Raw genomic sequence first — 13,523 nt, 5'->3', positions numbered from 1 at the left:
CAGTAGGTTGGGTGAAGCAAAGCGGAACCCAACACAACTGTTGTACTCACTGGGTTTCGTGCCTCAATCCAACCTACATTTGCAACTAATAGCGCTACCAGAAAGTTTCGTTGGTTGAATTTGAGTTTGAATTTGAGTTTGAATCGCTTGTCCCTGAAACGGGAGCATCCTCTGAGTAATAATTTGAGCCAGACGAATTTTCTGAGTAATAATTTGAGCTAGGCGGCTCGGATTCCTCAGTATGGCGATCAGAGCTAGTCGAGGAATCTTGCGGCAGTTGCTCTTGTTTTACAGAATTCGGGAGAGCCGTTGAATTTGCCCCTGACTCTGGCAAAGAGTCGGTCAAAGTTTTAATGCGATTAAGCTGACCCAAGGCCCAACGGGCTGTTTCCCGCACTTCGTCGTCGCCATCTTCAGCCGCATGGCGCAGCAGATGACTAACTTGCGCGACTTGATCGTAGATCCGGGTCAAATCTCGAATCGCGTTTTTACGAACGTCAGGGCTATTGTCTTGCAGCGAGATCAGCAGGGCACGGTTAACGGGTTTGAGCGATCGCACGCCAATTTCCGAGATAGCTGCCAAGATCAAGTTTCGTTGGCTGGAATCCGCATCAATCATCATATCTACTAGTGGCTGAAGTGATTGCGAATCTCCCCGCTGTCCCAATTCCCAAATTGCTTTGCGTCGCTTACTGGGGTCAGGGCTGTGCAAATCTCTGACTAACTCCTGAACGATGTCTATCTTGGAGAGTCGAGAAGTCCCCTCCATATCTGAAGCATCTTCCATGTGTCCGGAAACTACCTCAGAACGAACTAAATCACGCTTGCTGCTGCCGTTTGGGAAATACGGGCGGGTGGGGGTTTCCAGCGTCGGCGACTGGTCAGCTAATCCACCTTTTAATGAGGAACTAGGACGCTTTGCATCAAGCTTTTCCATCCGTAGGAAGTAAAACAGTCCACCTGCAACCCCCAGGACTACCAAAAAGCTCAAGATCCACCAGGTTAGACCACTGCTGGATGCATTGGTTGCCTCAGCAGATTCAGTTTCGGCGGTTGATTCTGTAGCTCCTGAAGCATCGGTTGAAGTATTTGTTGCTTCTATTGCCTCTGTTGCTTGGGCTGCTATCAGTTTTTCCCAAGTTTCAGTGTTAACTCGACCATCTGCCGTTAGACCTGCTGCTTGCTGAAATTTGGAGACTGCCTCAGCGGTGCTGTCTCCATACTTTCCATCAACTGCTGCGGTGTAGTGACCTAGCTCCTGCAAAATGGTTTGCAGTTGAGTCACAGCTTGCCCCTGGCTACCAGGCAAGAGATTCGGTAATTCTGGCGTAGCAGATGGAGAAGGCGAAGACTCGGACTGGGCTAGCTCCATCATGAAAGCGTTAGTGCCAGACCGTTGACCCGGAGCAAAAGCATCCGTGGAGTTTGTGATTTCTTGAAGCGTTACAGCTGCATCGACTCGCAATCCCAGAGGTAAGACGGGGATTACACCAAGGCCCGTAAGGCAGGTAACTAACAATAAACTTAAACGATAGGACATGGTAGTTCGAGTTTGGGATCGAAGATCTAGTCCGGGTATTCGAGCAGATGTCAACTCAAGCTAACTCAATCCTGATGGTTATTCCACAAAACGATTCCCGATTGTTTAGGAGTAAAAATCTAGCTGGGCTACAGGAGTGCGGCTTTTGCCAGGGTAAATGCTAAAGACATGAGTTGAGAATAGATGTTACTCATAAAACGAAACATCAGAGTTAGATTTTGGCAACCAACACAGAAAAAACACAGGAATATTAAGTCAAGACATAATATTCATATTCAGCTTGTCAAACTCGGACATAGTTAGATAAGCAGCTATAACTAACAAGACTTGATGCTAGTCCAATTCTTAGCTTGTGTAGACAGACTCAATTATAGAAATCAATCATCTCAAACGCCGCAATAGGGCGATCGCTCTCTCAATTTTAGATATTGCTAATTCTCAATACAAAATTGACAGCCGGACCGAGTTTCTTTTTGTCTGTCTATATTTCCTGTTAAAGCTATTCTGATTCTGAGTCACGCATCCCTATGTTTACCGATGATACCTCAGTAGGATCACTGTTCGGTAAAGGTAGCGAATTTGAAAAGGCAGATTTGCCTTCAGTGCTACTTGCTGCCTGATATGTGAGCGATCGCTCCCTCTGCCGCTGCATCAAACCTTGAAGCTTCTCAGCCAAATTCTCCCGCTGATTGATCAAATAGATACTGACCAGGGTAAAGCCGACCCCAATCCATTGAATTGGGCTAAGCACCTCCGCTAGAAATAGATTGCCAAACAGTAGCGCAAAGACAGGCGTGAGAAAGGTCAATGAACTGAGGCTGGTCAAGTTGCCGCTAGAAGCAAAGTAGAAAAACAAGCCGTAGGCGATCGCACTGCCAAAAATCGTTGAATAGCTCAAAGCCATCCAGTCAGGAAGTTGAAGCTGTACCCACTGCTGCGCCTCTGCCGTTGCAGAGAGTGCAAACAAGGGCATTCCCCCCAAGATCATGTGCCAGCCCGTTGCCACAACCGGATCGACATAGCGGCAAACAAACCGCACCATTACCGTACCTGCCGCCATCGATAGTGCTGCCAGCAGCATCAGCCATTCGCCACTCTGAAAAAGCCGCTGCACTGCCTCTACCCCGATTTGCCCGCTGACAGATACCTCACCGTGTAAAAAAGCCAAAATCCAGGCATCCGGTAAGCCCAGCAGACTAATTCCAAATACACCAAACGCCAACCCCAGCCAACCCCACAGTCCCACCTGTTCCGCAAACAAAAACCGTGCCATCACCGCGACTGCGAGTGGCTGTGAGTCAATCATGACTGAACCCAAACCAGCCCCGGTTCTAGCTAACCCTTCTGCCAGAAAACCCTGAAATAAGGTCGCATCTACAAGCCCAAATAAGCCGATCCAGAGCCAGGCAAGCCAACCTTTGGGTTGGGACCTGCCCATGAGTGCAGCAACAATCAGAATTAACACGCCTGCGGGCACTAGCCGAATGCCTGCCAAAAACAGCGGAGTTGTGTGAGGCATCACCCCTTTCATCGCCACCATTGCAGTGCCCCAAAGGAAGAAGGGGGCAATCAGCAGAAGTGATGCAAAGGGTAGTCGGGACTCGGTTAGTTTTAGATGCATGATTCTGGCTCAGGCTTTTACATATATTAACTGAATATGTACTTATATTAAGAATTGCTGTGGCGGTGGTGCTGGATCGCTCCACCAAATTTCTCTAGATAAGGCACACTATAATTTAGCCTTGCTTAATAAACTTAACTGTCTAATCGCTTCACTACATTATGATCTGGCCCTTTAAGCCGAGTTCTCGGAAACAAATTGCCCGCATTGAAATTACCGGAGCGATCGCTGGATCAACCCGCAAACGAGTTTTAGAAGCTCTCAAAACAGTTGAAGAAAGAAAATTTCCGGTGCTGCTGCTGAGAATTGACAGCCCCGGTGGAACAGTTGGCGATTCTCAGGAAATTTACAGCGCTCTCAGAAAGCTGCGAGAAAAGGTCAAGATCGTTGCTAGCTTTGGCAACATATCAGCTTCGGGAGGGGTTTACATCGGCATGGGAGCTGACCACATTGTTGCCAATCCTGGGACGATTACCGGCAGCATTGGTGTGATCCTGCGGGGTAACAACTTGGAACGCCTGCTTGATAAAATTGGCGTTTCCTTTAAGGTGATCAAGTCTGGACCCTACAAAGACATCCTCGCTTTTGATCGAGAGTTGACTGAGCCGGAGCAGCACATTTTGCAGGAATTGATCGATGTCAGCTACCAGCAATTTGTACAAACAGTTGCCGAAGCTAGAAATCTTGCTGTAGATACGGTTAAGAGCTTTGCAGATGGACGTATCTTTACCGGACAGCAGGCACTAGCGTTAGGCGTAGTCGATCGCTTGGGGACCGAAGAAGATGCTCGCCGCTGGGCCGCAGAGTTGGCTGGACTTGACCCCGACAAAACACAGTGCTATACCCTGGAGGAGCGAAAAAGCCTGCTAAATCGGGTCCTGTCGGGTAGTGTTCAGTTGCATACGGGACTGTCAACCGGAGTTGACTGGGTAGAGTTTGAATTAGCTACAAGCGGTTTACCCCTGTGGCTATACCGTCCCTAGGGGCATTGATTCTAGGTCGTTTGGCAAATAGGTGCTGGAAGTGACCTAAACTGAATTAAACTCAATTTCTTCCCTCAGAGTTAATCCTGCATTGATTCAGGCTATAGGCTAGACTTCTCAAACGTCCGCTTGGGGGCGCAAACTAAATATAGCTTCTAGTCATTTAATGGGAGGGCTTTAACGTGGGCTGGAAAGTTCGGGCAATTCGAGGGGCAACGACAGTCTCAGAAAATTCGGTTGAGGCAATTCGCGATGCGGTGAGGGAACTGCTAGATGAATTGGAAAGCCTCAACCCAATTGACCCGGACGATATTGTCAGCGCTACGTTTTCGGTGACTCGTGATTTGGATGCGATTTTTCCAGCGGCGATCGCCCGTGAACGGGTTCACTGGCAAAATGTACCGCTGCTGGATGTCCAGCAAATGCATGTCGAGGGCAGTCTAGAGCGCTGTATTCGTCTGCTGATCCACGTCAACATGCTAGACCCGTTAGCTGAGATTCATCATCCCTATTTGCGCCAGGCAAAAAGCCTTAGACCTGATTGGAGCATCGATTCTCAGAAAACGGTTCGGCTAGGTCGAGGCGCTTATTGAGTCAATCGCGGCGGTTACCTGTTGAGCCACGAATGGAAGGATGGCTTCATTTTTGCTATGCGCTTCGCCTTCAGTGAAAACGACCAGCAAAAAGGGCGATCGCTCCGGCAATTCTACATAGGCGGCATCGTGGCGAACTTTGCTGGTCAGCCCTGCCTTAGACCATACCCTGGCAGTCTGAGGCAGTCCTGCACCCAAAAAGCCCGTCACCTGATTTTCAGGATCGGCAGCCAGGGCTTCCGGGTCAAGACGACGCTGCATCAGCGCCATCATCGTTTGCGATCGCCCCGATGACACTGCCACACCGCCTATAATGCTGTGCAGCAATCGCGCTACGGCGTTTGTTGTCAGCATATTGCGGTTTTCCATTAGCTCTCCCAGAAATGCTCGTTCGCGTCCGTAAGCGCCGTCACACCAGGTTTTTTGATTGATATTGACTGTTTCCAATTCAGTCCAGTTGAGTGACTGAAAATAGCGGTTGATCAGGTTGCGCTGATTTTTCCAGGTTTCAAACGGAGCGGCAGGGAGTTCTGGCCCGCTGGTTGTGCCTGTCAATATATCTACTACCAGGCTAGTTGCGTCGTTGCTTGAATCTACGATCATGTCGCGAATCGCCCGGTCTAATTCGGCAGACGGGGCAATCATGCCGCGCTCCAGCCATTCATAGACGGCGACCAGGTAAAACAGCTTTACGACGCTGGCTGGATAAATTCGCTCGACCCCACGATAGGCAAAGCCGCGTACCGAGTGCTGCCAAAATTCGGCGGGGCTAAGTGCTCCTCCGGTATTTACAGGAACCGGATCATCGTAGACGATCCAGGTCAGGGCAATTTGGTTTTGGGCTAAGCCCGGAAATTCTGCCCAGGTCGCAGCGAGAATGCGATCGCCCCACTGTTCTAACGATTCATCTCGACGAAAAAATGTCATACCCAGTTGAGAAATAGTTTTGAATTTTGAGTTTTAGATATGGTTTCTTTCTCAGAATTGCAGTCGGCTCTGATTGCGGGACGACCAGTTGAATATCAGTGTCAAACAAACCTCAACTTGTATGATTCGCCTGAACTCAAAGACCTGGCAACTCAAGCAGTAGCGGGTCGTCAGTTGCGTATTGTATCACTCTCAGATCAAGCCGCTTTAGAGCCTCAAGACAGTCTAGGAGCAGTTCAAAACAGTACAGGTGCGGTTAAAGTTTGCCTCTGTGAAGATGACTATCCAGGCTGGCTGCCCTTAGAAGACCTGGATTTGCTGAGCGTGGCAGAAGAAAATTATCGGGCGATCGCCATCTCCCCATCCAAAATCCAAGCCCGTTTACCCAGGGTGATTACTTTTGCCCGCAAAGCGATGACCCAACCTAACCATTATCTCTGGGGCGGCACGGTTGGGCCGAACTATGACTGTTCTGGATTAGTTCAAACGGCTTTTGCTGCGGTTGGCATCTGGCTACCCAGAGATGCCTATCAGCAGGAGGCATTTGTTCAACCGATTGCTGTAGAGGAGTTGCAGCCAGGAGATTTAGTTTTCTTTGGCAGTCGCGATCGCTGTACTCACGTTGGACTTTATCTGGGCGAAGAAGGCTACATCCACAGCTCTGGTAAGGCGATCGGGCGCAATGGTATTGGTATCGATCCGCTGTCTGCTGAGGGGGGAGCGATCGCCAAAGCCTACTATCATCAGCTACGGGGTGCAGGTCGCGTGATCGCCAGCTATAAAAGTCCTGACACCTAAAACTCTAATTGCACAAGTCTTTAAAGGCATCCCCCATCTCTTCCTAAATAGGTGGTACCAAATTTGTCTGTAGGATAGCGGCATCTATAGGGGCGAAGCATTCGGTCACAATCTCTGCCACTGAAGCACAATTCTTCTGCCGAATGCTTCGCCCGTACACTCAATAGTTCTTCTTTACGAAACGGATTCTGTATAAAGTACTCCGCACCCCTAATCCCTAACCTCCCTCTTTCTCCCTCCCCTCATGCAAAAACTAAAACCTTACCTCCGCTGGTTCATCCTGGGTGGGACGCTATTTTTCATTGCTAAAACCTTGAGGGATCATTGGCAGGAAGTTGCATCCATTCGGGTAGGAGCAGAAGCTTGGGGATATTTGGCGATCGCTCTCACTATCACGCTGCTAGCGCATGTTTGGACGGGTTGGGTATGGGGATGGATTTTAGCGGGGTTAAATCATCCGGTGTCTGGCTTTTGGAGCAGTCGAGTTTACCTGCAAACGAACGTTGCCAAATATTTGCCGGGGAACGTCTGGCACTTTTATGGACGCGCCTGGGCGGCTAAAGCCGCAGGCATTCCTTTAGAAATTGCTAGCTTGAGCGTTTTGCTAGAACCGCTGCTGATGGCGGCAGCGGCACTGATTGTTGCGCTGGTCAGCAGTTCGGCAGCTTACAAAGGTTTGCAATTGCTTGGTTTAGGCGTGGTGCTGGTTGCGGTGCATCCCCGTAGCTTGAATCCGGCAATTCGGTTAGTCGGTCGGTTGAAAAAGCCCAAAACAGGGGTTGATGCTGATAGCACTGAAAATCCTGCTCCGGCTATTCCTCCGATTCAGCATTATCCTTTCTTGCCACTCCTGGGAGAGTTAATATTTCTGGGGCTTCGAGGCGCAGGCTTTTGTTTCACGGTGATGGCGCTCAGGGCGATCACCTGGGATCAAGTTCCGTTATTGCTAGGTGCTTTTAGCGTTGCATGGCTGCTAGGATTGATAATTCCTGGCGCACCCGGTGGCATTGGCGTTTTTGAAGCAACGGCGATCGCCCTTCTGGATAACTACTTTCCACCTGCAATGGTCGTCAGTGCAGTCGCAGTCTACCGCTTAGTGAGCCTTTTAGCAGAACTAGCAGGTGCGGGAATAGCCTGGCTCTACAGCCGTAGAATATAGCTTAGCCATACGGCGACACTTCTAGAGAGCGATTGCAAGCGATCAAGTGTGAGTATTCAGTTTGAGTGTGAGTGAGTGTCCATGAAAACAGTGCTGCATCCCGACTACCATAGCGACCGATCTGCGTCAGCGCTACAGCTTGACCTGTCTATCATCGTGCCGATTTACAACGAGGTAGAGTGTGTTCCCCATTTGCTGGATCAGGTCTCGCAAATTCTCAAAGACCATCATTTTTCCTATGAGATTATCTGTGTAGACGATGGCTCTACCGACGGCACGACGGAGTTGCTTTACCAGCAGGCAAAGTTGCGAAAAGATTTACGCGTGGTGGTTTTGCGGCGAAATTATGGACAAACCGCAGCTATGGCGGCTGGCTTTAATTACGCTAGGGGTGCCGTGTTAATTACGCTGGATGGAGATTTGCAGAATGATCCAGCAGACATTCCGCAACTGGTGGCGAAATTAGAGGAAGGCTATGACCTGGTTAGCGGTTGGCGCAAAAACAGGCAGGATGCAGCCTTAACTCGCTTGCTGCCCTCCAAAATAGCAAATTGGTTGATTGGGCAAGTGACTGGCGTAAAGCTGCATGACTATGGCTGCTCGCTCAAAGCCTACCGCTCAGAATTGGTCGCCGATTTGAACCTGTATGGGGAACTGCATCGCTTTTTGCCCGCGCTGGCTTTTATCGAAGGAGCCAGGATCACAGAAATGCCTGTGCGCCATCATGCTCGTCGCTTTGGACAGAGTAAATATGGCTTGGGGAGAACGTTTCGCGTGTTGATGGATCTGTTTACGATCTTCTTCATGAAAAAATTCCTCACCCGCCCGATGCATGTGTTTGGCTGGTTTGGTTTAGTTTCGATGGCGTTGGGGATTCTGTTGGGCGTGTACCTCAGTTTTCTCAAGCTGGGGCTAGATCAAAGCATTGGCGATCGCCCCCTCCTGATTCTGGCGGTTGTGCTGTTCCTCACTGGAGTTCAGCTATTTAGCTTTGGGCTGTTGGCGGAGTTGTCTATGCGAACCTACCATGAGTCTCAGGGTCGCCCAATTTATCGAGTCAGAGAAGTCATTGAACCCGTTGGCAACTCCAAAAGTACTGTGTAGAAAAAAGTACTGGAGAGAAAAGTAATCAAAGAGCGATCGGATTTTTAGCAAGTCTTAAAAATCCAGAGTAATTTGCAAAGAATTGGACTTTTGCGACCGAAATTTGCATATATGCCTCAAGACTGGTGGCATATGCCGTCATAATTTCCTAAATTGGCGGATAGAGCCTGTTCCATTCTCTGGCATTTGCCCCAGGCTATACCAGTGCTTATTGTTCGCTACTGAGTGTCTGAATGATATCAAATTTGTACGTAAAGGCTCAAAAACTGGCTTTTTACGTCCAAACTACCAGGTGGTTCACCGATGGGTTTACCTGAGTACTTTTTGATCTTGACTACTCTGTTTCCAAGGCACTTGTGTAAGTCGAAGACGGCAACCCACCTGAGATTGGACTGCATCGACATTTAATTTCTAAGAACCATTGAGGAGTGAGTGTAAACATCATGCTATTTAGACATGTTTCTGTCTCGCTGAGTCTTGCTGCTTTAGCCCTTGTTTCCAATGCACTGGTTGCGCAGGCTAATACTGTAGATTCTGCATCGGTTGATGTTGTGAGTGAGCAGCCTGCAAGCGAAGTAGAGGCAGTAGAAACTCAACTTGGGTTGGCGATCGCCCCCGTTCAACCTGAGCAGACTGTGACTGCTGACAGCGAAAGTCTGACTGCACCAGATGTAACTGCACTAGATGTAACGACTGAAGCGCAAGTTCAACTGGCAGACATTCAAGAACTGCCAGTAATCACGGCGACTCCTGAAACGGAGCAAGCTAATTCCACTGCAGCTCCGGCTGAATCTGTAACTGTAGCCGAAGAGTATGTAGAAGACAGTACAGCTTCAACTTCTGCGGCAGCTTTAACCGAACAGCCTGAGATGGTTGACGGTCAGACTGTTGAAGAACAAGAAACTAGCGTTGAACCTGCTGCTGGGCAAGTTGCTCAGAGTGTTACACCCGGTCGCTCAACTCGGTCTGGTCCCAGCTACATTGGTGTCGGTGGTAACATCGGGCTCGGTGATGGAGACACAGCCCTCGGTGAAGGTAGTTTTGCCGTCTTCAGCAAAATTGGTTTAACCAGCTTTTTGTCTGTACGTCCGGCTGTCCTGTTCTCTGATGATCCAACCATTTTGGTTCCCGTCACGTTTGACTTTATCCCTGGCGTAACCGACGTAACAGAGGATGTATCAGGAGAACTAGGTCTTCGAGTTTCTCCTTATGTTGGAGGTGGCGTTGCAATCTCTACTGGAGATGATGGTAGCGTTGACTTCCTGCTTTCAGGCGGAGTAGATGTGCCTATCACATCCCGGATTACTGCAACGGCTGCTGTGAATGCAACTGTGTTTGACAATCCGGCTGTAGGCTTGATGCTAGGTGTTGGCTACAACTTTGGCGCGTTCTAAAGATCGGTAGGCACTTAATTCAGTAACAGAAACGGAGGGAGGGCTTAGCCCTCCCTCCGTTTCTGTTAAAAAGGTAGCTAAATTGAAGTTGCATCAGGTATTCAAAACTAAGTTGTCACGATGAACTACTGTTTCTGCGCCTGAATAGCCCAAAATTTCTGGAATTTTATCGGAGTGAACTCCTCTAATTTTTTGTAGCTCACTGCTGCTGTAATTAACGATGCCTCTAGCGACCTCCTGTCCGCTGCGATCGCACAATTGCACAGCATCCTGGCTTTGAAACTCTCCCTCGACTTCAGCAATCCCGGCTGCCAAGAGTGATTTGCCTGCCTGAGAAATGGCAGTGACCGCACCCGGATCGAGATACAGCTTTCCGGCAGGCACCAGTCCGTGAGCAATCCAGCGCTTTCGAGCGTTGAATGGCTGTGGCTGTGGCTGAAACTGGGTTCCCAAGGCTTCTCCTTGAAGGATTTTCTCGATGTTATGGGGCGATCGCCCTTCTGTAATCACCGTGCGAACTCCAGCATTTGCGGCAATTCGGGCGGCTGCAATTTTTGTCACCATGCCACCTGTGCCCCACGCAGAGCCGCGATCGCCCACTTCCACATTGAGTGCTTCCAGTTGGTCAAATTTGTCTATCAGACTAATCGGTTTAGCGTCAGGATTGGAGCGCGGATCAGCAGAATAGAGGCGATCGACATCCGTGAGCAGAAACAGCCAATCTGCCTCCACTAAACTCGCCACCATCGCTGAAAGCGTATCGTTGTCGCCAAACTTTAGCTCATCGACGGCTAGCGTATCGTTCTCATTGACAATTGGTACCACTCCCAACTTCAGCAATTGGCGGAACGTGCGATAGGCGTTGACATAGCGGCTGCGCTGCACCAGGTCGCTGCGAGTTAACAACACCTGGGCGATCGGCTGCTGGAGCGAGGTAAATAAATCGTCATAGACCCGCATCAGTCTTCCCTGTCCGACAGCGGCGACGGCTTGCTTCATTGCTATGGTGCGGGGGCGTTCGCTCATGCCGAGTCGAGCACAGCCAATGCCAACGGCACCCGATGATACCAAAATCACCTGGTGCCCCTGGCGACGCAGTTGGCTGAGCGTTTCTACTAAAGCCGCAATCGTGGAGAGTGCGAGATAGCCGCTATCCGCTTGAGTCAAGCTAGAAGTACCGATTTTGATGACTAAAGTCTGGGCTGCCTTCATGAGAGTGGAGTAAAACTTTTGTAACGAACACTTAACGATCTGCTATTCATTTTTCACTAACCTCTGACACTTTGGGAATTTAGCCCTCTGCTCCAGTCCTAGTCCCTTAGTACAGCGTTAAGTCTCCCAATGTGCAAAGCGCCAGCCCTACAAAAGCCGGACTGGCGCTCTACAGAGTATTCATAGGGATTTATGGGCTAGGGTCTTTATATTTGCTGACCCCATTTAATCTATTAGTAGAATGCCAGAAAAATTGGATTGTCCTGGCTGCTTTAAGGTTTTCTTTATATTTACATTCTTTAGAATTCATCAGGTTTTGTAAAGTTATGTTGCTGGGTCAGGGAAGCTCCTAAGATTTGCGAAAGCCAAACTTCCACAGTTCGCACTGGGTGTCGCCGGGCAACTTTAGCGGGATTGACCATCGGCTCGACCAAAACTGTAAACATGCCTAGCCGATTTCCTGCTAGAACATCGGTGAAGAGGCGATCGCCCACCATTGCCACATGCTCGACTGGGATATCCATTGCCTCGACGGCTTGCCTCAGCTTGCGACGAGAAGGCTTACGTGCGCCCAAAATGTAGGGCAGGTTAAGCGACTGAGCAATGCGGCTAATCCGGTTTTGACTCAGGTTATTGCTGACCAGCCACAGCGCTACCGATGGGCGAATTTCCTCGACCCACTGCCGTAGTTCTTCTGAAACTTCGGCAGCACTCATGGGTACCAGGGTTTCGTCTACGTCCAACACCAACCCCTTCAGGTTGTAATGCTGTAACAGCTTAGGAGACAAACTCAAAATCGAGTCTCCCAAAATTAGATCAGGTTGTAACAGTTTGCCCCAAGACATAAAAGGATTGAAGTTCAGATAACGTTTGCCCTCTTGGTTGAAGATGCCCTAAGCGATACCAGGGCTACTCCGTCTCAATCTTAGATGGGTTTGGATACACTTGGTTGTTGATCCCTGCAGTTGACCCTCACAGATTCCTGCGGTAGCTAGTTTTCACTGCCTTGTTGCTGAGCTGCTATATCGTCTTGAATGGCAGCTTGGGCAGCTTCATGTTCTGCCAGAGTACGGCTAAAGACGTGAGTCCCATCATAGCGGGCGACAAAAAAGAGATATTCCGTATCGGCTGGGTTTAGAGAAGCTTCCAGACTAGACACACCTGGACTGGCAATCGGCGTAGGGGGTAACCCTGCGTTGACATAGGTGTTGTAGGGAGATGGCGTGTTGACCTCGTCCAAGGTTAAAGGTTGCTCTGGAGTTTGGCGAATGCCAAGGGCATATTCAACCGTGGGGTCAGCTCCTAGGGGAATATTCTCTCGCAAGCGACGGGCAAACACGCTAGCAATCTGAGGACGCTCTTCGCTGATTACTGCTTCTCGTTCGACGATGCTAGCGAGTGTCACCCATTCCAGCAAGGAAAATTGCGTTTGTCCCTGCTGATAAACCGGTAGGGCAACCTGCTCAAAACGATCTAGCATCTGGTTAATTACTGATTCAGGTGTTACCTCATCCTCAACCTGGTAGGTGTCGGGATAAAGGAACCCTTCTAGAAGGGGAAGCTGCCGGGGTATCCAGGGATATTGGTCACGCGGAACTTGCCGAGTCGCAGCTAGAAACTCCTGAGCAGTGAAAAAGCCTTGCTCTTCAAAATATTCCGCCATTTCCTTAGTCGACCATCCCTCAGGAATGGTGAAGCTGAGCTGGACGACTTCTCCCCGCCAAATTTTGTTGGCGATCGCCTCCATCGGTTCACTCGGTGACAGTGCGTAAGTGCCAGCTAAAAAGCCACCCTCACGATTTTGCAACGTTTGCCAGCGAGTCCACAAATTCCAGGCCGTTGTAGAACGAATCAAACCTGCAGCTTCAAGGTCTTGCCCAATCTGTTGAGCTGATGTGCCTTCTGGAATTTGAAACTGAACTGTTTTGGCTTCAGTTGTGGCAGGCTGTTCGGCTGTAGCAGGCTGTTCAGTTGTAGCAGGCTGTTCAGCTGTAGCAGGCTGTTCGGTTGCAGCATCTGCGGGCGCGTTTGCCCAACTCCACCAAACCCAACCTTGCCATCCACACAGACCGAGCGTCGCAGGAAAAACAATCAGGTAAAAGAACCACTTGGAGATGCGCTGGGTGACTGTCATGAGATCTTGTGGTTTGAGAATGGGTAGATCAATCGTTCATCGTAAAGCCTAGTGAAGA

12 protein-coding genes are annotated in these 13,523 nt (G+C 49.6%); 6 read left to right on the top strand and 6 right to left on the bottom strand.

Annotated features, from left to right (window positions below; genetic code table 11):
- Positions 1-94 precede the first annotated feature (94 nt).
- Together H6F93_RS03460 and H6F93_RS03455 are read right to left on the bottom strand one after the other, a co-directional pair.
- The gene (locus H6F93_RS03460; protein WP_199313452.1) at positions 95-1,540 is read right to left on the bottom strand and encodes a peptidoglycan-binding protein; all 1,446 of its coding nucleotides are present in this window, start codon (positions 1,538-1,540) and stop codon (positions 95-97) included.
- Positions 1,541-2,039: 499 nt separating this feature from the next.
- The gene (locus tag H6F93_RS03455; RefSeq protein ID WP_190644761.1) at positions 2,040-3,161 is read right to left on the bottom strand and encodes a DMT family transporter; all 1,122 of its coding nucleotides are present in this window, start codon (positions 3,159-3,161) and stop codon (positions 2,040-2,042) included.
- Between the two features lie 161 nt (positions 3,162-3,322).
- Here H6F93_RS03455 and sppA point away from each other — a divergent pair, with 161 nt between their 5' ends.
- Together sppA and aroH are read left to right on the top strand one after the other, a co-directional pair.
- Positions 3,323-4,144, top strand: coding sequence for a signal peptide peptidase SppA (sppA, locus tag H6F93_RS03450; protein WP_190644762.1), 822 nt, complete (start codon positions 3,323-3,325; stop codon positions 4,142-4,144).
- Between the two features lie 182 nt (positions 4,145-4,326).
- A complete protein-coding gene (gene aroH, locus H6F93_RS03445; protein WP_190644763.1) occupies positions 4,327-4,737 on the top strand; it encodes a chorismate mutase in 411 nt (136 codons plus the stop codon).
- Here the strand turns inward: aroH and H6F93_RS03440 are convergent.
- Positions 4,717-5,664, bottom strand: a complete 948-nt coding sequence (locus tag H6F93_RS03440; RefSeq protein ID WP_190679235.1) for a serine hydrolase — start codon at positions 5,662-5,664, stop codon at positions 4,717-4,719. The genes aroH and H6F93_RS03440 overlap by 21 nt on opposite strands.
- Positions 5,665-5,703: 39 nt before the next feature.
- On the opposite strand from H6F93_RS03440, the gene H6F93_RS03435 reads away from it, so the two are divergent.
- From H6F93_RS03435 to H6F93_RS03420, 4 genes are all read left to right on the top strand, one after another.
- On the top strand, positions 5,704-6,462 hold the full coding sequence (locus H6F93_RS03435; protein ID WP_190679234.1) for a C40 family peptidase: 759 nt from the start codon (positions 5,704-5,706) through the stop codon (positions 6,460-6,462).
- 244 nt (positions 6,463-6,706) lie between these two features.
- On the top strand, positions 6,707-7,621 hold the full coding sequence (locus H6F93_RS03430) for a lysylphosphatidylglycerol synthase domain-containing protein (RefSeq protein WP_190679233.1): 915 nt from the start codon (positions 6,707-6,709) through the stop codon (positions 7,619-7,621).
- Positions 7,622-7,702: 81 nt separating this feature from the next.
- Positions 7,703-8,725: a glycosyltransferase family 2 protein gene (locus H6F93_RS03425; RefSeq protein WP_190644767.1), complete on the top strand. Its 1,023-nt coding sequence runs from the start codon at positions 7,703-7,705 to the stop codon at positions 8,723-8,725.
- A gap of 443 nt (positions 8,726-9,168) precedes the next feature.
- Positions 9,169-10,119 (top strand): hypothetical protein, encoded by a 951-nt coding sequence (locus H6F93_RS03420; protein WP_190679232.1) that lies wholly within the window; start codon positions 9,169-9,171, stop codon positions 10,117-10,119.
- A gap of 93 nt (positions 10,120-10,212) precedes the next feature.
- On the opposite strand, the gene proB is transcribed toward H6F93_RS03420, so the two are convergent.
- The 3 genes from proB to mltG form a co-directional block, all read right to left on the bottom strand.
- Positions 10,213-11,331 carry a glutamate 5-kinase gene (gene proB / locus H6F93_RS03415; RefSeq protein ID WP_190679230.1) on the bottom strand — a complete coding sequence of 373 codons (1,119 nt, stop codon included), beginning with the start codon at positions 11,329-11,331 and terminating at the stop codon, positions 10,213-10,215.
- A gap of 299 nt (positions 11,332-11,630) precedes the next feature.
- Complete coding sequence (locus tag H6F93_RS03410; RefSeq protein WP_190644770.1) at positions 11,631-12,176, bottom strand: YqeG family HAD IIIA-type phosphatase; 546 nt, start codon at positions 12,174-12,176, stop codon at positions 11,631-11,633.
- Between the two features lie 146 nt (positions 12,177-12,322).
- Positions 12,323-13,465 carry an endolytic transglycosylase MltG gene (gene mltG, locus H6F93_RS03405; RefSeq protein ID WP_190679228.1) on the bottom strand — a complete coding sequence of 381 codons (1,143 nt, stop codon included), beginning with the start codon at positions 13,463-13,465 and terminating at the stop codon, positions 12,323-12,325.
- Positions 13,466-13,523: the final 58 nt, after the last annotated feature.

The organism is Leptolyngbya sp. FACHB-671, assembly GCF_014695745.1.
GTDB lineage: Bacteria > Cyanobacteriota > Cyanobacteriia > Elainellales > Elainellaceae > JAAUTN01.
Note: the sequence above shows the minus strand (reverse complement) of the source record. Positions and strands in the feature narration are given on the sequence as shown.

Coding starts and splice junctions, on each gene's coding strand:
- H6F93_RS03460 (WP_199313452.1), bottom strand. CDS start 1,540: ATGTCCTATCGTTTAAGTTTATTGTTAGTTACCTGCCTTACGGGCCTT.
- H6F93_RS03455 (WP_190644761.1), bottom strand. CDS start 3,161: ATGCATCTAAAACTAACCGAGTCCCGACTACCCTTTGCATCACTTCTG.
- sppA (WP_190644762.1), top strand. CDS start 3,323: ATGATCTGGCCCTTTAAGCCGAGTTCTCGGAAACAAATTGCCCGCATT.
- H6F93_RS03440 (WP_190679235.1), bottom strand. CDS start 5,664: ATGACATTTTTTCGTCGAGATGAATCGTTAGAACAGTGGGGCGATCGC.
- H6F93_RS03435 (WP_190679234.1), top strand. CDS start 5,704: ATGGTTTCTTTCTCAGAATTGCAGTCGGCTCTGATTGCGGGACGACCA.
- H6F93_RS03430 (WP_190679233.1), top strand. CDS start 6,707: ATGCAAAAACTAAAACCTTACCTCCGCTGGTTCATCCTGGGTGGGACG.
- H6F93_RS03425 (WP_190644767.1), top strand. CDS start 7,703: ATGAAAACAGTGCTGCATCCCGACTACCATAGCGACCGATCTGCGTCA.
- H6F93_RS03420 (WP_190679232.1), top strand. CDS start 9,169: ATGCTATTTAGACATGTTTCTGTCTCGCTGAGTCTTGCTGCTTTAGCC.
- proB (WP_190679230.1), bottom strand. CDS start 11,331: ATGAAGGCAGCCCAGACTTTAGTCATCAAAATCGGTACTTCTAGCTTG.
- H6F93_RS03410 (WP_190644770.1), bottom strand. CDS start 12,176: ATGTCTTGGGGCAAACTGTTACAACCTGATCTAATTTTGGGAGACTCG.
- mltG (WP_190679228.1), bottom strand. CDS start 13,465: ATGACAGTCACCCAGCGCATCTCCAAGTGGTTCTTTTACCTGATTGTT.